General features: G+C 58.3%; 16 protein-coding genes and 1 pseudogene. 12 read left to right on the top strand and 5 right to left on the bottom strand.

Annotation, left to right across the window (positions count from 1 at the left end; genetic code table 11):
- Positions 1-2: 2 nt before the first annotated feature.
- Both yagE and E0L20_RS11935 read right to left on the bottom strand, forming a co-directional pair.
- Positions 3-911 (bottom strand): 2-keto-3-deoxygluconate aldolase, encoded by a 909-nt coding sequence (yagE, locus tag E0L20_RS11930; RefSeq protein ID WP_131634126.1) that lies wholly within the window; start codon positions 909-911, stop codon positions 3-5.
- A 242-nt stretch (positions 912-1,153) separates the two neighbouring features.
- Complete coding sequence (locus E0L20_RS11935) at positions 1,154-1,606, bottom strand: YhcH/YjgK/YiaL family protein (protein WP_131634127.1); 453 nt, start codon at positions 1,604-1,606, stop codon at positions 1,154-1,156.
- A 675-nt stretch (positions 1,607-2,281) separates the two neighbouring features.
- Here E0L20_RS11935 and arcA point away from each other — a divergent pair.
- From arcA to E0L20_RS11960, 5 genes are all read left to right on the top strand, one after another.
- A complete protein-coding gene (gene arcA, locus E0L20_RS11940) occupies positions 2,282-3,502 on the top strand; it encodes an arginine deiminase (protein WP_131634128.1) in 1,221 nt (406 codons plus the stop codon).
- Positions 3,503-3,512: 10 nt separating this feature from the next.
- Entirely contained in the window at positions 3,513-4,424 is a 912-nt protein-coding gene (locus tag E0L20_RS11945; protein WP_131634129.1) for a carbamate kinase, read from the top strand.
- A 129-nt stretch (positions 4,425-4,553) separates the two neighbouring features.
- The gene (gene argF / locus E0L20_RS11950; protein ID WP_119935755.1) at positions 4,554-5,558 is read left to right on the top strand and encodes an ornithine carbamoyltransferase; all 1,005 of its coding nucleotides are present in this window, start codon (positions 4,554-4,556) and stop codon (positions 5,556-5,558) included.
- A 46-nt stretch (positions 5,559-5,604) separates the two neighbouring features.
- Positions 5,605-7,008: a YfcC family protein gene (locus tag E0L20_RS11955; protein ID WP_131634130.1), complete on the top strand. Its 1,404-nt coding sequence runs from the start codon at positions 5,605-5,607 to the stop codon at positions 7,006-7,008.
- Positions 7,009-7,088: 80 nt separating this feature from the next.
- Positions 7,089-7,568, top strand: coding sequence for an arginine repressor (locus E0L20_RS11960; RefSeq protein WP_003863366.1), 480 nt, complete (start codon positions 7,089-7,091; stop codon positions 7,566-7,568).
- Between the two features lie 3 nt (positions 7,569-7,571).
- Here E0L20_RS11960 and E0L20_RS11965 read toward each other — a convergent pair.
- Positions 7,572-7,689, bottom strand: a pseudogene (locus E0L20_RS11965) (hypothetical protein).
- Between E0L20_RS11965 and E0L20_RS11970 the strand changes: the two are divergent.
- The 5 genes from E0L20_RS11970 (at position 7,669) to gbpA (ending at position 11,265) form a co-directional block, all read left to right on the top strand.
- Complete coding sequence (locus tag E0L20_RS11970; RefSeq protein ID WP_022646880.1) at positions 7,669-7,773, top strand: pyrBI operon leader peptide; 105 nt, start codon at positions 7,669-7,671, stop codon at positions 7,771-7,773. The pseudogene E0L20_RS11965 and the gene E0L20_RS11970 sit on opposite strands and share 21 nt — an antisense overlap.
- 34 nt (positions 7,774-7,807) lie before the next feature.
- A complete protein-coding gene (gene pyrB, locus E0L20_RS11975) occupies positions 7,808-8,740 on the top strand; it encodes an aspartate carbamoyltransferase (RefSeq protein WP_131634131.1) in 933 nt (310 codons plus the stop codon).
- A gap of 12 nt (positions 8,741-8,752) precedes the next feature.
- Positions 8,753-9,214 (top strand): aspartate carbamoyltransferase regulatory subunit, encoded by a 462-nt coding sequence (gene pyrI, locus E0L20_RS11980; protein ID WP_003863370.1) that lies wholly within the window; start codon positions 8,753-8,755, stop codon positions 9,212-9,214.
- A gap of 74 nt (positions 9,215-9,288) precedes the next feature.
- Complete coding sequence (gene ridA / locus E0L20_RS11985; protein WP_014882305.1) at positions 9,289-9,675, top strand: 2-iminobutanoate/2-iminopropanoate deaminase; 387 nt, start codon at positions 9,289-9,291, stop codon at positions 9,673-9,675.
- Positions 9,676-9,813: 138 nt separating this feature from the next.
- Positions 9,814-11,265: an N-acetylglucosamine-binding protein GbpA gene (gbpA, locus tag E0L20_RS11990; protein ID WP_131634132.1), complete on the top strand. Its 1,452-nt coding sequence runs from the start codon at positions 9,814-9,816 to the stop codon at positions 11,263-11,265.
- Between the two features lie 83 nt (positions 11,266-11,348).
- Here gbpA and E0L20_RS11995 read toward each other — a convergent pair whose 3' ends face one another.
- Complete coding sequence (locus E0L20_RS11995) at positions 11,349-13,733, bottom strand: beta-N-acetylhexosaminidase (RefSeq protein ID WP_131634133.1); 2,385 nt, start codon at positions 13,731-13,733, stop codon at positions 11,349-11,351.
- A 210-nt stretch (positions 13,734-13,943) separates the two neighbouring features.
- A complete protein-coding gene (gene mgtA, locus E0L20_RS12000) occupies positions 13,944-16,652 on the bottom strand; it encodes a magnesium-translocating P-type ATPase (RefSeq protein ID WP_131634134.1) in 2,709 nt (902 codons plus the stop codon).
- 389 nt (positions 16,653-17,041) lie between these two features.
- Between mgtA and treR the strand changes: the two genes are divergently transcribed.
- Both treR and treB read left to right on the top strand, forming a co-directional pair.
- Complete coding sequence (gene treR / locus E0L20_RS12005; protein WP_131634135.1) at positions 17,042-17,989, top strand: trehalose operon repressor TreR; 948 nt, start codon at positions 17,042-17,044, stop codon at positions 17,987-17,989.
- A gap of 128 nt (positions 17,990-18,117) precedes the next feature.
- On the top strand, positions 18,118-19,536 hold the full coding sequence (gene treB, locus E0L20_RS12010; protein ID WP_207389447.1) for a PTS trehalose transporter subunit IIBC: 1,419 nt from the start codon (positions 18,118-18,120) through the stop codon (positions 19,534-19,536).
- Positions 19,537-19,574 lie beyond the last annotated feature (38 nt).

Genomic DNA, 19,574 nt, shown 5'->3' on the forward strand with positions numbered 1-19,574 from the left:
GCTCAGCAGAGCTTGAGCTGTTGCAGCAGGGTTTTCAGCTGCGCCTTACGCGGCTCGTCCAGCGCAGAGGCGGGCGGCAGCACGTGCGTGGAAATCGGGCGGCCGCAGAGCACAATCGCCTCTTTAATGACATTCACAAACGGCGTATCCAGCTGATACATCTGCGGTATTTGCAGTAAGGTCTGATGATACTCAGCCGCTTTCGCCACGTCTTTATCCCGCCAGGCTTTCAGAAGATTCACCGACACCTGCGGGGCAAAGTTGCCGCTCGCCGAGATCGCCCCGTCGCCGCCGAGCAGCAGGGTATTGAAGAGGTGATCGTCGTAGCCGCAGAGCACCGTGAAGTGCGGATGAGCGCCTTTGACGGTGTGGATCATGCTGCGCAGGTGGGCGACGGAGTCGATGGTGTCTTTGATGCCGATAATATTGCTGCGCGAGTCGGCGAGGGTTTTCACCAGCGTCGGTGTCAGATCCTGCCCGGTCAGCGCCGGGAAGTTATAGAGCATCACCGGCAGCGTGACGCTGTCGGCCACCTGCTCGAAATAGCGGATCAGGTTCGCTTCCGACACTTTCCAGTAGTAGGGGTTAATCACCACGATGCCGTCCGCGCCCGCCTGCTGCGCGTGCTGGCTGAGTTCAATAGTTTCCCGGGCGTTGGTGCCGCCGGTGCCGATCAGGACAGGCACGCGACGATCGACGTGATCGATAGCAAACTGGGCAATGGCTTTACGCTCTTCGGCGCCTAGCTGGGAGAACTCGCCGCCGCTGCCCAGGAAGAACAGGCCGTCAACGCCTGCTTTGATGAGATCGTCGATCAGCGCGGCGGTGCCCTGCTTATCGAGCTGGCCGTCGGCGGTAAAGATGGTGGAGACAGGGGGAATGATTCCCGTGAACAACGCGGACTGCGGCATAAGATCTCCTTGCTGAATCATTTTGTTCTACATTATAGAACAGCGTTCATTAATTTAACGATCATACTATGACGCAGAAAATGGGCAGGTAAATGGGAAGGGAAGAAGGAGTGTGGGAAATTTAAGCTGGATCACATATTGCCCCTCACCCCGGCCCTCTCCCCAAGGGGGCGAGGGGGAAAAGACGGCTCGGAGCAGTCCCCTCTCCCCTGTGGGGAGAGGGTTAGGGTGAGGGGTAAGGATTACTCTACCAGCATCTTCACAACCACTTTCCTGACCTTCGCAGGCGCTCCCACCGCGCACAGCGGCTTATGCACTTCACCCGGCCAGAACACCACAAAATCCCCTTCGCTCAGCACCACGGTTTTCTCCTGCTCGCCTTCCGGCAGGAACGCGATGTCTTTGTCCGCCAGCCAGTCGGTGTCCGGCGCGCCGTGCGGCAGGGTGCTGAAGGTCATCCCTTCCTGGCCCTTCATCACGATCTGAATATCCAGGTAGCGCGCATGGTACTCGGCGCGGCGCTCGGCGAAAGGCTGGGTCATGTCTTCGGAGACCAGATAAAACAGGCTGTTGCCGTTGATGTCGTGCTTGCCCAGCGGCGTGGCGTCGGTGACGTTCGCTTTAACGTGCTCAATGGCCTGGCGCAGATCGTCAGGCAGCCAGGACTGCAGATAGTGGATGTTGCCGATAATCATGTTTTAACCCTCAATATAAAACAATGTTTCATTTTCATCTTTTATACGAGAATCCCGGCTGCCATACCAGCCCTTTTTGGACGAGGTTTGCGCGAGCGCATGTTTATCGGGAAAGGTGTTAATTTGCTGTTAACCCTGCCCAGGCATTTATGCAGGGGTTATGCATAACCTCGATCAGCGCTTATCGCACGGCTGTTCTAACCTCTTGATCATGCTCTCTAATTAACAAAACCCGTTGCCGCCTCACACTTTACTGTTTTGATAATTTGCTCTAAAAAACCATAATTATTTATTGATTTTTCTTAAGTCAAAAATAGTTAATTAACTTTCATGCATAGCCATTCTTCACGCCTAAAATAACCATTAAAAATCAGCAACATATAAATATATTACAAATTATAAAAATCCACAAAATAATAACAACCTCAAATAATGCCAACAATTCCTGCTTAACCATTCACCGCGCAATAATACCCAATTAATCATTATCTGATTCGAATCATGCAAATGAAAACAAACCCCTTAATATCCGGTTTCGCGTGAGCAACATCACATTACGGATTATTTAACCGCCTAGTATGAATCACGAAATCAATTGAGCTTTGCCGCCATGCAATTAAATACATTACATGGCGCATGCCCTTTTTATTCTGAAAAACAGTTAAAGGAATAATTATGGAAAAGCATTACGTCGGTTCTGAAATTGGTCAATTGCGTAGCGTTATGCTGCACCGCCCAAATTTAAGTCTTAAACGTTTAACGCCATCGAATTGCCAGGAGCTGCTTTTCGATGACGTGCTCTCGGTTGAGCGGGCGGGCGAGGAGCATGACATCTTCGCAAACACGCTGCGCGAGCAGGGTGTGGAAGTCCTGCTGTTGACCGACCTTCTGACACAAACCCTTGATATTGCAGAGGCGAAAGCCTGGCTGCTGGATACGCAAATCTCCGACTATCGCCTCGGGCCGACCTTTGCCGGCGACGTGCGCGGCTGGCTGGCGGATATGCCGCACCGCGAACTGGCGCGCAGGCTGAGCGGCGGATTAACCTACGGCGAAATTCCGGCGGCCATTAAAAATATGGTGGTGGATACCCACACGGCGAATGATTTTATTATGAAGCCGCTGCCGAACCATTTATTTACCCGCGACACCTCGTGCTGGATTTATAACGGCGTCTCCATTAATCCGATGGCGAAAGCTGCGCGTCAGCGTGAAACCAATAACCTGCGGGCAATATATCGCTGGCACCCGGCGTTTGCCGACGGCGAATTTATTAAGTATTTCGGCGATGAAAATATTAATTACGACCACGCCACGTTAGAAGGCGGCGACGTATTGGTGATTGGTCGCGGCGCGGTACTGATCGGCATGTCCGAGCGCACCACCCCGCAGGGCGTAGAGTTCCTTGCCAACAGCCTGTTCAAGCACCGCCAGGCCGAGCGCGTGATCGCCGTTGAGCTGCCAAAACACCGCTCCTGCATGCACCTCGACACCGTCATGACCCACATCGACGTGGATACCTTCTCCGTCTACCCGGAAGTGGTGCGTAAGGACGCCCAGTGCTGGACGCTCACCCCGGACGGGCGCGGCGGCCTGCAGCGCACCCAGGAAACCGACCTGCTGCACGCCATCGAGAAAGCGCTCGGCATTAGCCAGGTGCGCCTGATCACCACCGGCGGCGACGCCTTTGAAGCGGAACGCGAGCAGTGGAACGACGCCAACAACGTGCTGACCATTCGCCCGGGCGTGGTGATCGGCTACGAGCGCAACGTCTGGACCAACGAGAAGTACGACAAAGCGGGCATCACCGTGCTGCCCATCCCCGGTGATGAACTCGGACGCGGCCGCGGCGGCGCGCGCTGCATGAGCTGCCCGCTTGAACGCGACGGAATTTAAAGGAGCCATCATGGAACGAAAACCCACTCTGGTTGTGGCGCTTGGCGGCAACGCGCTGCTCAAGCGCGGCGAGCCGCTGGAAGCGGAGATCCAGCGCCAGAACATCGAGCAGGCCGCCCGCACCATCGCCGGGCTGACGGAGCAGTGGCGCGTGGTGCTGGTGCACGGCAACGGGCCGCAGGTCGGGCTGCTGGCGCTGCAGAACAGCGCCTACGACAAAGTGACGCCCTACCCGCTGGACGTTCTCGGTGCCGAAAGCCAGGGAATGATCGGCTACATGCTCCAGCAGGCGCTGAAAAACAATCTGCCCCAGCGCGAGGTGAGCGTCCTGCTCACGCAGGTGGAAGTGGACGCCGCCGACCCGGCCTTCCGCAACCCGACTAAGTACATCGGCCCGGTGTACAGCGAAGCCCAGGCGAAAGCGCTGGCGGCGGAAAAAGGCTGGGTGTTCAAGGCCGACGGCAGCTACGTCCGCCGCGTGGTGCCATCGCCGCAGCCGAAGCGCATCGTTGAGAGCGACGCCATCACGGCGCTGATTCAGCGCGACCATCTGGTGATCTGCAACGGCGGCGGCGGCGTGCCGGTGGTGGAAAACGCCAACGGCTATCGCGGCGTTGAGGCGGTGATCGACAAAGACCTCTCCGCCGCCCTGCTGGCGCGCCAGATCGAGGCCGACGCCCTGCTGATCCTGACCGATGCCGACGCGGTGTACCTCGACTGGGGCAAGCCGACCCAGCGCCCGCTGGCGCAGGTAACGCCGGAGCTGCTCAGAGGTATGCAGTTCGACGCCGGATCGATGGGGCCGAAAGTGGCCGCCTGCCGCGAGTTTGTTGAGGCCTGCGGCGGCATTGCCGGGATCGGCGCGCTGGCCGACGGCGCGGAGATCCTCGCGGGCGAGAAAGGCACGTTGATTCGTAACTGAGCACCCGTTTCCCCTCACCCTAACCCTCTCCCCAAAGGGGAGAGGGGACTTGAAACACCCTCTCCCCAAAGGGGAGAGGGCTGGGGTGAGGGGTAGGTCTTAGACATTAATTTTAAAAAGGATTTACCCATGACCATCAACCTGAAAAACCGCAACTTCCTGAAACTGCTGGACTACACCCCGGCGGAGATCCAGTACCTGATCGACCTCGCCATCGAGCTGAAGGCCGCCAAAAAGGCCGGGCGCGAAAAGCAAACCCTGGTCGGGAAAAACATCGCCCTGATCTTTGAAAAAACCTCCACCCGCACCCGCTGCGCCTTCGAAGTGGGCGCGTTCGACCAGGGCGCGCAGGTCACCTACCTCGGCCCAAGCGGATCGCAGATTGGCCATAAAGAGTCGATGAAGGACACCGCCCGCGTATTAGGCCGTATGTATGACGGCATCGAATACCGCGGCTACGGCCAGGCCATCGTCGAAGAGCTGGGCGAGTACGCGGGCGTGCCGGTGTGGAACGGCCTGACCGACGAGTTCCACCCGACCCAAATCCTCGCCGACCTGATGACCATGCTGGAGCACGCGCCGGGCAAAACCCTGCCGGAGCTGAGCTTTGCCTACCTCGGCGACGCGCGCAACAACATGGGCAACTCGCTGATGGTCGGAGCGGCCAAGATGGGGATGGATATCCGCCTCGTCGCGCCGAAATCCTTCTGGCCGGAAGCCGGGCTGGTTGAGCAGTGCCGCGCCATTGCCAAAGAAACGGGCGCGCGCATCACCCTCACCGACGACGTGGAGGAAGGCGTGCAGGGCACCGATTTCCTCTACACCGACGTGTGGGTCTCCATGGGCGAGCCGAAGGAGGCCTGGGCCGAGCGCGTCAGCCTGATGAAGCCGTATCAGATTAACGCGCAGGTGATGAAGGCCACCGGCAACCCGAACGTCAAGTTTATGCACTGCCTGCCGGCGTTCCACAACGAACACACCAAGGTGGGCCGCGAGATCGAGATGGCGTACGGCCTGAAGGGGCTGGAGGTGACGGAAGAGGTCTTCGAATCACCGAACTCCATCGTCTTCGACGAAGCAGAGAACCGCATGCACACCATCAAAGCGGTCATGGTGGCGACACTCGGCGACTAATCACCGCCCGGCGTGCCGCGGGGTGCGCCGGGTTCAGGAGAACATCATGGGCAAGTTCAAGTTTCCCTCCGCTTACACCATTCTCTTTTTTCTGATTGCCGTGGTAGCCGTGCTGACGTGGATAGTGCCGGCCGGGCAGTACCATATGGCGATGAACGAGGCGCTCGGCAAAGAAGTCCCGGTTGCCGGAACCTACGCGCACGTCGCGGCGCATCCGCAGGGGCTGGTTTCGGTGCTGATGGCGCCGATTGCCGGACTGTACGATCCGGAATCCGGGCAGGCCGGGGCGATCGACGTGGCGCTGTTTATCCTGATCATCGGGGGATTTCTCGGGATCGTCACCAAAACCGGGGCGATTGACGCCGGGATCGAACGCGTCACCACTCGCCTGCGCGGCCGCGAGGAGTGGATGATCCCGATCCTGATGGCGCTGTTTGCCGCAGGCGGCACCATCTACGGCATGGCCGAAGAGTCGCTGCCGTTTTACACACTGCTTGTTCCGGTGATGCTGGCGGCGCGGTTCGATCCGGTTGTTGCCGCCTCCACCGTGCTGCTCGGCGCGGGGATCGGCACCCTCGGTTCCACCATCAACCCGTTCGCCACGGTGATCGCCGCCAACGCCGCGGGGATCCCTTTTACCAACGGCATCATCTTGCGCGTGGCGCTGCTGGTCATCGGCTGGATCATCTGTGTGGCGTGGGTGATGCGCTACGCCCGTAAGGTACGCAAGGATCCGTCGCTCTCCATCGTTGCGGATAAGCAGGAGGAGAACCTCGCCCACTTCCTCGGCAACAAGGGCGAGCAGTCGCTGGAATTTACCCCGGTGCGCAAGCTGATCCTGGTGATTTTTGCGCTTGCCTTCGCGGTGATGATCTACGGCGTGGCGGTGCTGGGCTGGTGGATGGCGGAGATCTCGGCGGTGTTCCTCGCCAGCGCCATTATCGTCGGCCTGATCGCCCGCATGAGCGAAGAGGAGCTGACCTCAACGTTTATCAACGGCGCGCGAGATTTGCTGGGCGTCGCGCTGATTATCGGCATCGCGCGCGGTATCGTAGTGATCATGGATAAGGGCATGATTACCCACACCATTTTGCACAGCGCCGAGGGGATGGTTACCGGGTTGTCGACGGTGGCATTCATCAACGTGATGTACTGGCTGGAGGTGGTGCTGTCGTTTCTTGTGCCTTCTTCATCCGGCCTGGCCGTTCTGACGATGCCGATCATGGCGCCCCTTGCCGATTTCGCTAACGTCAACCGCGACCTGGTGGTTACGGCTTACCAGTCGGCGTCCGGCATCGTTAACCTGATCACCCCCACCTCTGCCGTCGTGATGGGCGGGCTGGCTATTGCCCGCGTGCCCTACGTGCGCTATCTGAAATGGGTGGCGCCGCTGCTGGGTATTCTAACGGTGGTGATTATGGTGGCGTTAAGCCTGGGTGCCCTGTTGTAATTTGCCGGATGGCGCTGCGCTTATCCGGCCTACGGATCGGTGCGGTGCCACCGGTTATTTCGGGAACTGATATGGGAACTATGATGGATTACGAAGAGTACTCTCCCAAAGAGCAACTACAGCTAACGGTCTGCCAGCGTCTGATCGCGGAAAAGAGCTATCTCTCTCAGGAGGAGATCCGCCGGGACTTGCAGGAGCGTGGTTTTGAGACCATCAGCCAGTCCACCGTTTCACGTCTGCTTAAATTGCTCGGTGTCATAAAAATTCGAAATGCCAAAGGGCTAAAGATTTATTCGCTGAATCCCCAGCTGCGCCCTGCCCCCGATGCCGCGCGCACCGTCTCCGAAATGGTGGTGAGCGTGGAGCACAACAGCGAATTTATCCTTATCCATACGGTTGCCGGATATGGCCGCGCGGTGGCGCGTATTCTGGATTACCACCAGTTACCGGAAATTTTAGGCGTGGTGGCCGGAAGCAGTATCGTCTGGGTCGCCCCCCGCGTCGTAAAGCGCACCGCGCTGGTGCATAAGCAAATTAATTATTTACTCAGAACGCATTAATATTCATAAAGAACCGTTTGCATTGAGTAAAGCGTGCATTAAATCGCTTGATCCGAAAAGCGAGCTGCGTATAATGCCCGACAATTTGCCGGGAGGAAGCATGGTCAAGCGTGTACGACATAACGTCTTACCGCGTCTGAAATCAGACGCTGGCCTGCCGTTTTTCTTCCCGTTGCTAAACCTATTCCCAGAGCCCCTCATTTGAGGGGCTTTTTTTTGCCCGGCGTCAGGAGATAAACATGAATCCGCTTTATCAAAAACACATCATTTCCATAAACGACCTCAGCCGCGAAGAGCTGGAACTGGTTCTGGAAACCGCGGCAAAACTGAAGGCGAATCCGCAACCGGAGCTGCTGAAGCACAAGGTGATTGCGAGCTGCTTCTTCGAAGCCTCGACCCGCACCCGCCTCTCCTTTGAGACCTCCATGCATCGCCTGGGCGCGAGCGTGGTGGGCTTCTCGGACAGCAGCAACACGTCGCTGGGTAAAAAAGGCGAGACCCTGGCGGACACCATTTCAGTGATCAGCACCTACGTCGACGCGATTGTGATGCGCCACCCGCAGGAGGGCGCGGCGCGTCTGGCGACCGAGTTTTCCGGCGGCATTCCGGTGCTGAACGCCGGCGACGGCGCCAACCAGCACCCGACGCAGACCCTGCTCGATCTCTTCACCATTCAGGAGACGCAGGGCCAGCTTGAGAACCTGAACATCGCCATGGTCGGCGACCTGAAGTACGGCCGCACCGTCCACTCCCTGACCCAGGCGCTGGCGAAATTTAACGGCAACCGCTTCTTCTTCATCGCGCCGGACGCGCTGGCGATGCCGCAGTACATTCTCGACATGCTGGATGAGAAAGGCATCGCGTGGAGCCTGCACGCCAGCATCGAAGAGGTGGTGGGCAACGTGGATATTCTCTACATGACCCGCGTGCAAAAAGAGCGTCTGGACCCGTCCGAGTACGCCAACGTGAAGGCGCAGTTCGTGCTGCGCGCCAGCGACCTCGAGGGCGCGCGCGACAACATGAAGGTGCTGCACCCGCTGCCGCGCATCGATGAGATCCACACCGACGTGGATAAAACGCCGCACGCCTGGTACTTCCAGCAGGCCGGAAACGGCATCTTCGCCCGCCAGGCGTTACTGGCACTGGTTCTGAATCGCGAATTGGCACTGTAAGGGGAAACGACAATGACACACGATAACAAACTCCAGGTTGAAGCCATCAAGCGTGGCACCGTGATTGACCACATCCCTGCGCAGGTGGGCTTTAAGCTGCTGACGCTGTTCAAACTGACCGAAACCGACCAGCGCATCACCATCGGCCTGAACCTGCCGTCGGGCGAGATGGGCCGCAAAGACCTGATCAAAATCGAGAATACCTTCCTGACCGACGAGCAGGTCAACCAGCTGTCGCTGTACGCGCCGGACGCCACGGTTAACCGCATCGACGATTACGACGTGGTGGGTAAATCGCGCCCGAGCCTGCCGGATCGTATTGAAAGCGTGCTGGTCTGCCCGAACAGCAACTGCATCAGCCACGCCGAGCCGGTTTCATCCAGTTTTGCAGTGAAAAAACGCGCCAACGACATCGCGCTCAAATGCAAATACTGCGAAAAAGAGTTTTCTCATTATGTGGTGCTGGCCAACTAATTGAGGTTGGTAAAGGATCCCGGCCTCCCTATAATGGCCGGGACTCTTAAATCAGCTGTTATTCTGGAGAAATCATGACCAAAGTACTCGCGACGGAAAATGCACCAGCGGCTATCGGCCCATACGTTCAGGGCGTTGATCTGGGCAGCATGATCATCACTTCGGGCCAGATCCCGGTGAACCCAAAAACCGGTGAAGTACCGGCCGACGTGGCGGCGCAGGCGCGTCAGTCGCTGGAAAACGTGCAGGCTATCGTTGAATCTGCAGGCCTGAAAGTGGGCGATATCGTGAAAACCACCGTGTTCGTGAAAGATCTGAACGACTTCGCGACCGTTAACGCCACTTACGAAGCCTTCTTCACCGAGCACAACGCCACCTTCCCGGCGCGCTCCTGCGTGGAAGTGGCGCGTCTGCCTAAAGACGTGAAAATTGAAATCGAAGCGATTGCCGTACGTCGCTAATTTATTTCAATAAAGAAAAGGCAGCTCGGGCTGCCTTTTTTATTTCGAACACTTTTACCCTCTGTATAAAATGACACATAGCCCGGTCCATTATTAGACTCTCCTCGCCTTGTAATATTCTCTAATAACGGATGAGTAATGAAACTGTCAAAAATTGCACTTGCCGTCGCAACGTTAACCGTTGCGTCTTCCGCACTTGCTCACGGATATATTGAATCACCAGCCAGCCGCGCCTATATGTGCAAACTGGGCCAGAATATTGATTGTGGTTCCGTCCAGTACGAACCACAGAGCGTGGAAAAAACCTCCGGCTTCCCGACCGGCGCACTGCCACCGGACGGCCAGCTCGCCAGCGCAGGCATCTCCCAGTATTCTCAGCTGGATAAGCAAAGCCTGAACGCGTGGACCAAAACCCCAATGACGGCGGGCCCACATGAATTCGTCTGGCACCATACCGCGCCACATAAAACCGTTAACTGGCGTTATTATATTACCAAACAAAACTGGGATCCAAATAAGCCACTGTCTCGCGACCAGTTTGAATTAACGCCGTTCTGTACCATCAACGGAAATAGCCAGGCACCGGCGGTTACCCAGCCAATGAACTGTAATGTTCCTGAGCGTACCGGCTACCAGGTTATTTACGGCGTATGGGAAATTGCAGACACCACAAATAGTTTCTATCAGGCCATTGACGTTGATTTCGGTAACGGCGGCAACGTTACGCCAGACGAAACGCCTGCCGTTGTTTCCCAGTGGAGCAAAACCCTGAGCGGCCAGATCGCGGGTAATAACCTGAACGCGGGCGATAAGGTGATTGCACGCTTCTTCGATGCTAACGGCGAAGTGACCTCCATGCGTACCGAAATGACCATCGGCTCCGCCGAGCAGGGCGACGCTAACCAGTGGTCTTACGATCTGGCGCAGAAAATCAATACCGCCCAGAGCGACGTGCGCGTCGGCGTGAAGGATGAAGCAGGTGAGATTAGCCCTGTTCACGGCGCGAATAGCGTCTTCGTGAAAGACGGCAGCACGCTTCAGTCCGTCGCGATTTCGTATGAAGAGCAGAAGGCGGAGGTGAACGAAACGATCGCCGTTACCGATCTGCAGTACAGCAAAATCGAGCACGGCAACGCGACCGTGACCTTCCACGTGAACACCAAAGGTGACGTGAACGTGGAAGCTCACGTGATGAACCACCACGGTGCGGAAAAAGGCTACCTGAAGCAGGACATGAACAACGCCAACCAGGACGTGACCATGACCCTGAATGACGTGACCCCTGGCCACCACATGCTGAAATACTACGCGACCAATAAAGACGGCACCATGTTCGCCCAGGACGTGCTGAACCTGATGCTGGAAGGCGATGCAGCGGCAGACAGCACCGGTCACCACGACTTCACCTTCCCGGACAATATCGCGTCCTACAAAGCAGGTACCGTGGTGCTGCAGCCTAAAGACGGTAAGACCTACGAATGTAAGCCTTTCCCGTACAGCGGCTACTGCGTGCAGTACAGCCCAACCGCCAACCAGTATGAGCCAGGCGTTGGCGCACACTGGAAAGAGGCGTGGGTGTTGAAGAACTAGTCCCCTCACCCCGGCCCTCTCCCCAAAGGGGAGAGGGTGTTAAAGTCCCCTCTCCCCTTTGGGGAGAGGGTTAGGGTGAGGGGTTACTGATTCCGCGTCGCCCTAAGCAGCGTCTCCAGCGGATATACCGCCGCAATCACCACCTCGTCCTGAATCTTCGCCGCGTTATCCAGCTCGCTCTGAATCGATGCGATCTCTTTATCATCCAGCGTGCCCTGGCGCGCTACCAGATCCGTCAGCCTCAGGCCAATTGCAGCCAGCTTATCCACCTCCTGAATCACCGGCTTAATGGCCTTCAGCTGATAGCTGTTTTCGCTTAGCGCCAGCGCGTCGCTGGTATTGTTCTGCCAGCGGTTAAAGACGTGACGCAGCGCGTCGGCGCTTTCGGTGTCTTCCGCGTCGCTCACCAGACGGTCGACCCATTTGTTCATCTGCCGCACGGTGGTGCTTTCGGCGTTCAGCGCATCAGCGAACCGGTTAAGCGGCTCGAACTGATGATAATTCCCCGCCTGGAATTTGAGGTGCTGACGGGTGTAATACTGCGCCGGCTCTATTGCCTGAGCGAGGATCTGCAGCGGCAGGGTATCGGCATTGTTAGCAAGGCGCGTGAACTGCACCTGCTGTTGCGTATGCTGCTGCAGCCCGACCGAGACCGTCGTCCAGCTGTCCATCGCCTGCAGGCGGGTGTACATATTGTCGACATCGTTGACGTCCTTCGCCGACCATAAGCGCTCCGCCACCGCAAAGGCGCGCGGCCACAGGCGGATATCCAGCACCGGCGCGACAACGTTTTCCGCCCATAGCGCCGCTTCGCCGCCGAGCAGGTTGGCCTCATTCGCCGTATCCGGCACCACCGGCGGCGTGCCTTTTGGCACCGCGTCCAGACGCGTGCCGCTAATCGGGTAACGGGCGTTACCCACCAGGAAATAGCCGCTCAGACTGTCGCTATCGACGTTAACAACCGGGCGCGTCTCGCCCATCCAGGTGTCGACGGTAAACGTGACCTGATTGTCATCGCGCCATTCAATATCCTGCACCGCGCGGCGGGATTTCCCGGCAAAATCAATAAATCCGCGCCAGCCGGCATCCCCTTTCACCAGCGTGAAGCTCCCCTCCACCGGCTTGCCCTTCAGGCGCGGCATGGTGAAGGCCCAGCTCTGGGCGCTGTCGGTATCGCCAATAACGTCCACGCCGTTCAGCCCCTGCGGCACGATTTCGTTCCGGTAGTGGTAGGCGGTGGATTGCGGCTGGTCGAGGTAGAAGCCCGTCGAGAGAATCCCTTTGTAGCCGTTCTGCGCCACCTGCCCCAGCGCATCCTGCCCCTGCCAGGACTGGATCAGAATGCTTTTCGGCAGGTCGGGATGGTAGATCTCGTCCCAGCCGACCATCTGCCGGTGGTGTTTCTCGAGGATCGTCTCCAGCTTGCGGTTGAAATACGCCTGCAGGGCGTGGCTGTCCGCCAGTTTGTTATCGCGCATAAACGTCTGGATCGCCGCGTTCGCTTTCCACTGGCTGTCGTCCATCTCGTCGCCGCCGATGTGCAGATAGGGATCGGGGAAGATCGCCGCCAGTTCGCTGACCATCGCGTCGGCAAAGGCGTAGGTTGCGTCTTTTGTCGGATCCAGCACCGGCTTCAGCACGCCCCAGTGGCGCTCCATTGCGTACGGCCCCGGCGCGCTCATCAGCTCCGGATAGGCCACGGCAATCGCCGAGGCGTGGCCCGGCATGTCGATTTCCGGCACCACGCGAATACCGCGCTCGGTGGCGTAACGAACCACCTCGCGCATCTGTTCAGGCGTGTAAAACAGCCCGTCGCTGGCAAGCTGCGTCAGCTTAGGGTAGCGCGTCGAGCTGAAGCGCCAGCCCTGATCGTCGGTTAAGTGCCAGTGCAGGACGTTCAGCTTCGCCGCGGCCATGCCGTCTATCTGGCGCTTGATATCGGGCAGCGGGATAAAGTGGCGCGCCGAATCGAGCAGCAGCCCGCGCCACGGGAAGCGCGGCGAATCCTCGATGGAAACCCACGGAACAGAGGTATTCTCGACGCCGTTTTGCATCAGCTGGAGCAATGTTTCCATGGCGCGCAGCGCGCCGAAGCGGGTGTTGGCGGAGATATCGACGCCGTTGGCGTCCACCGTGAGCTTATAGCTTTCATCGCTGTCCGGCAGCGGCTGCGGCTTGACCTTTTTGGCGATGGCGATGCGGATGGTCGGTTTGTCTGGCTTTTCAGCCTGCGGCTGCAGCGTCCAGCCGGTTTGCAGGGCGATGCGCTGGCGCAGGCGGTTGACCGCGTCGCCCAGATCGTCACCGCTGACGCTGACGGAGATTTTATTGTCGATAACCAGCGCGCCCTGGGTTGTCGGGCGTTCAACCTTTGCAGGCCAGGGCATTAAGGGGAGATCGCCTGCCGGAGCGGCAAAAGCAGATGTGCCGAGCATAAGCCCGGCGGTTAAGAGGCTGTACCGTAACATGAATGTTCCTTATTTGACGGGCCGAAAAAAGGCAAAACATTCTGTTAACATGCGCTCAATTTGTCGTCAAGCGTTTGCGCCGACGGAGATCACAGGTTGTTGAATTTGGGAGGAAAGCCAGTCCCCTCACCCCGGTCCTCTCCCCAAAGGGGCGAGGGGGGAATCATTCCCTTTCCCTTCCAGGGAGAGGGTTAGGGTGAGGGTAAAAAATTACTGCCACCCATACCGACGCGCATAAATGCCTTTCACCATCTGCGTCAGCACCATATAACCCGCGAGGATCGCCACCAGCCACGGGAAGTAGCTCAGCGGCAGCGCCTGCAGCTGCAGGTAGCTCGCCAGCGGCGAGAACGGCAGCGCGATACCCAGCGCCATCACAATCCCGGTCATGATGATGAGCGGCCACGCGGCGCGGCTCTGGATGAACGGAATGCGGCGGGTGCGGATCATGTGCACAATCAGCGTCTGCGACAGCAGCCCCACCACGAACCAGCCGGACTGGAACAGCGTCTGATGTTCCGGGGTGTTGGCGTGGAACACAAACCACATAAGGCAGAAGGTCAAAATGTCGAAAATGGAGCTGATCGGCCCAAAGAACAGCATAAAGCGGCCCAGATCGGCGGGGTTCCAGCGCTGCGGCTTCTGGATCTGCTCGTCGTCTACGTTATCAAACGGGATCGCTACCTGAGACACGTCGTACATCAGGTTCTGGATCAGCAGGTGCAGCGGCAGCATCGGCAGGAACGGCAGGAACGCGCTCGCCACCAGCACGCTGAAGACGTTACCGAAGTTAGAGCTGGCGGTCATTTTGATGTACTTCAGCATGTTGGCAAAGGTGCGGCGTCCTTCGATCACGCCCTCCTCCAGCACCATCAGGCTCTTTTCCAGCAGGATGATATCCGCCGCTTCACGGGCGATATCCACGGCACCGTCCACGGAGATGCCGATATCCGCCGCACGCAGGGCGGGCGCGTCGTTGATGCCGTCGCCCATAAAGCCCACCACGTGCCCCTCGCGTCGCAGCAGCGTGACGATGCGCTCTTTGTGCATCGGCGTCAGGCGGGCAAACAATGTGGTGTGCAGGGCGAGTTTCGCCAGCTCGTCGTCGGAGAGGTGCTCAATGTCGCTCCCCACCACCACGTCGCCCGCGTCCAGCCCCACTTCGTGGCACACCTTAGCGGCCACCAGCTCGCTGTCGCCGGTGAGGATTTTTACGGTAATGCCGCTCGCTTTTAACGCTTTGAGCGCCGGAGCGGTAGTCTCCTTCGGCGGATCGAGGAATGCGATATAACCTTCAAGGATCAAATCGGATTCATCGATACGCTGATAGTCACCTTCACGCGCGGGCAGCATTTTGCTGGCTACCGCGACTACGCGCAGCCCCTGACGATTCAGGTTGTCGGTGACGCGCTTGATGCGACGCAGCATGGTGTCGTCCAGCGGCACGATATCGCCGTTATAACGCACCTGGCTGGAAACATTCAGGATCTCCTGCAGCGCACCTTTGCAGATCAGCTGATGGACGTCCTGCTGCTCGCTCACCACCACCGACATGCGGCGGCGCTCGAAGTCGAACGGAATTTCGTCCACCTTCTGCCAGCGGCCGGAGAGCGTGCGGGCAGATTCCTCATCCACCCCTTCCAGCACCGCGACGTCGAGCAGGTTTTTCAGCCCGGTCTGGTAGTGGCTGTTCAGCCACGCGGTGTGCAGCACGCGCTCGCTGGTTTTGCCGGAGATATCGGTGTGGTTCTCCAGCACGATTTTATCCTGCGTCAGAGTGCCGGTTTTATCGGTGCAGAGAATGTCCATCGCGCCGAAGTTCTGAATGGCATCAAGATGTTTGACGATCACCTTTTGCTTCGAGAGCTTGACCGCGCCGCGCGCCAGCGTGGAGGTGACAATCATCGGCAGCATTTCCGGCGTTAAGCCAACGGCCACGGAGAGGGCAAACAGCGCCGCTTCCCACCAGTCGCCCTTGGTGTAGCCGTTGATCAGCAGGACGATCGGCGTCATGACCATCATAAAGCGGATCAGCAGCATGCTGACGCGGCCAATGCCTTTCTGGAAAGCGTTAGGCTCGCTCTCCTGCTCCGTCACGCGTCCGGCAAGCTGCCCAAACCAGGTGTTGCCGCCCGTGGCGGTGACAATTGCCTGCGCCGTGCCGCTCACCACCGTAGTGCCCATAAAGCACAGGGTGTCGCATTCGAGGGGGTTCATCTGCTGCGGGTCGCGGCTGCGCGCCACCTTTTCAACGGGCAGGGATTCCCCGGTCAGCGATGCCTGCGCGACGAACAGATCGCGCGCCTGGATAATGCGTAAATCCGCCGGGATCATATCCCCCGCTGCCAGCTTCACCAGATCGCCCGGCACCAGCTGGTCGATAGGCAGCTCCACCCAGGCATTTTCACCGAGGTCGTTAATCACGCGTGAAACGGTCGCGGTGTTGCTGACCATCGCCTTCAGGGCGTCTGCCGCTCTGGTAGAGCGGGCTTCCTGAATGAAGTTCAGCAGCGTGGAGATGCCGACCATCAGGGCAATCACGCCTGCGGCAAACAGATCTTCCGTCGCGTAAGAGATAAGCCCCAGCACGGTCAGCAGCAGGTTGAACGGGTTACGGTAGCAGAGCCAGAGGTGTACCCACCATGGTGCCGGTTTTTGCGCCGGGATTTGATTGTCGCCATGCACGGCGCGGATTTTTTCCACCTCTGAGGCGTTCAGCCCTTCCGGGTGTCCGCCGAACGCGCGCCAGACTTCATTTTCATCCATCGCCGCCACGTTCAGGCAGCGTTCGGTCAGGGAGGCTGGGATCGCCGTTCCCGCCATGTTTTTAGCATTTGGCAGCGGGTCGCGCTGGACAAGACGATGTGGCAGATGGCGGCTGAGCTGGGCAAGCAGCTGCCGGGTGATATTTTTCAGCATAGTCATTCCCCCGCATCCGCAAAGGCGGACGCAGTCTTTCTGCAGGCGCGGCAATGCCGTACCTGTCAGGCACTTAACTTTTCAAGCAGGAACGTTTAAGACGTTACTGCCTCACGCCGGTGAGACAGCAACAGGGCTGGCTTACCGGATAGAAGGTTTTCTCCCGTTCAGGAGAGGTGTGGGATCGGGATCCATGTCGCCTCCGGTAAGTAAAAAAGTAGGGTGTCGCCGCGCAGTATAAGGATTTAACCATACCGTTTGTGGCTAATCGGGCGGTATTATAACTCCACGCAAATAAACCGAACGTAAACCAGACTTTGCCCATAGCGAAATTGCACAAGGCTATTAGGCTCAATTGACCATTTTATCGTTGTTACAGGGAATACAGCATGCAGAACCGCCTTACGATTAAAGACATCGCGCGTTTAAGCGGCGTGGGGAAATCCACCGTGTCGCGCGTGCTGAATAACGAGAGCGGTGTCAGCGAGCGCACGCGCGAGCGCGTCGAGGCGGTGATGAATCAGCACGGTTTTTCCCCTTCCCGCTCCGCGCGCGCCATGCGTGGGCAGAGTGACAAAGTGGTCGCCATTATCGTTTCGCGTCTGGATTCCCTCTCGGAAAACCTTGCCGTGCAGACCATGCTCCCTGCATTTTACGAGCAGGGATATGATCCGATCATGATGGAGAGCCAGTTCTCGACGCAGATGGTGGAAGAGCATCTCGGTATGCTCCAGCGCCGCAACATCGACGGCGTGGTGCTGTTTGGTTTTACCGGCATAAAAGACGAGATGCTCAAACCCTGGCAACCGTCGCTGGTGCTGCTGGCGCGCGATGCCCCCGGTTTTGCCTCCGTCTGTTACGACGACGAGGGGGCGATTATTACCCTGATGCAGCGCCTGTATGAAAAAGGCCATCGCCACATCAGCTATCTGGGCGTACCGCACGCGGATGTCACCACCGGCAAGCGTCGCCATGAGGCGTATCTGAGCTTTTGCAAAGAGCATAACCTTTCTGCCGTAGCCTCCCTGCCGGGGCTGGGCATGAAGCAGGGCTATGAGCAGGTCGCCAGCGTATTGACCCCTCAGACCACCGCGCTGCTGTGCGCGACGGATACCCTGGCGCTGGGAGCCAGCAAATATTTGCAGGAGCAGCGCATCGACGATTTGCAGATCGCGAGCGTCGGCAGCACGCCGCTGATGAAGTTCCTGCACCCGGAAATCATCACCGTCGATCCGGGCTACGCCGAATCCGGCAGACAGGCCGCTGCGCAGCTGATCGAGCAGATTAACGGGCGCGCTGAGCCGCGTCAGATCGTTATTCCCGCCCACCTTTCATAAACCCCGCTATACGGTTTATTGTGATCTTCGCCTAATTTCGGGAACGTTCCCATTTTCGCCGTTACGCTGAAGGAGTAGGCTTGCGCTCAGGTCATTACCCCCTTCACCATCAGTCATGAGGTTTCATGATGAGTAAAGTTAAACAAGAAGATATCGATCGGCTGATCGTCCTGGTCGGCGGGCGCGAGAACATCGCCACCGTCAGCCACTGCATTACCCGCCTGCGCTTTGTGCTTAACGATCCGGCCAAAGCCAATCCCAAGGCCATCGAAGAGCTGAAGATGGTTAAAGGCTGCTTCACCAACGCCGGTCAGTTTCAGGTGGTGATTGGTACCGAAGTGGGCGATTACTATCAGGCTCTGCTGGCGACTACCGGGCACTCTTCTGCTGATAAAGAGCAGGCGAAGAAGGCCGCGCGCCAGAACATGAAGTGGCACGAGCAGCTGATTTCCCACTTCGCGGAGATCTTCTTCCCGCTGCTGCCGGCGCTGATCAGCGGGGGCTTAATCTTAGGCTTCCGTAACGTCATCGGCGATGTGCCGATGAGCGACGGCAAAACGCTGGCGCAGATGTACCCCGCGCTGCAAAGCATCTACGACTTCCTGTGGCTGATTGGCGAAGCGATCTTCTTCTATCTGCCGGTAGGGATTTGCTGGTCTGCGGTACGCAAGATGGGCGGGACGCCGATTCTCGGTATCGTGCTGGGCGTCACCCTGGTCTCTCCGCAGTTAATGAACGCTTACTTACTTGGGCAGCAGGTGCCTGAGGTGTGGAACTTCGGCCTGTTTACCATCGCCAAGGTGGGCTATCAGGCGCAGGTCATTCCGGCACTGCTGGCGGGTCTGGCGCTGGGCTTTATTGAAACCCGCCTGAAGCGCATCGTGCCGGATTATCTCTATCTGGTGGTGGTGCCGGTTTGCTCGCTGATCCTGGCGGTGTTCCTGGCGCACGCCTTTATCGGTCCGTTTGGCCGCATGATTGGCGACGGCGTGGCCTTCGCGGTGCGCCATCTGATGACCGGCAGCTTCGCGCCGATCGGTGCCGCGCTGTTCGGCTTCCTGTATGCCCCGCTGGTGATCACCGGCGTGCACCAGACCACGCTGGCGATTGATATGCAGATGATTCAAAGCCTCGGCGGCACGCCGGTCTGGCCGATTATCGCCCTGTCGAACATTGCGCAGGCCTCTGCGGTGACCGGCATCATCATCGTCAGCCGCAAGCACAACGAGCGTGAAATCTCCGTTCCGGCGGCCATCTCCGCCTACCTCGGCGTCACCGAACCGGCGATGTACGGCATTAACCTGAAGTACCGATTCCCGATGCTCTGCGCGATGATCGGCTCCGGTCTGGCGGGCTTGCTGTGCGGCCTGTACGGCGTGATGGCGAACGGCATTGGCGTCGGCGGCCTGCCGGGCATTCTCTCTATCCAGCCCGCTTTCTGGCAGGTGTTTGCGCTGGCGATGGCTATCGCGATTATCATTCCAATGGCGCTCACCACCGTGGTTTATCAGCGTAAGTTCCGTCAGGGCACGCTGCAGATTGTTTAACTTCTTCTTTCGGGGCGCAGTTGCGCCCCTTCGCATTT

Source organism: Enterobacter wuhouensis, assembly GCF_004331265.1.
Classification (GTDB): Bacteria; Pseudomonadota; Gammaproteobacteria; order Enterobacterales; family Enterobacteriaceae; genus Enterobacter; species Enterobacter wuhouensis.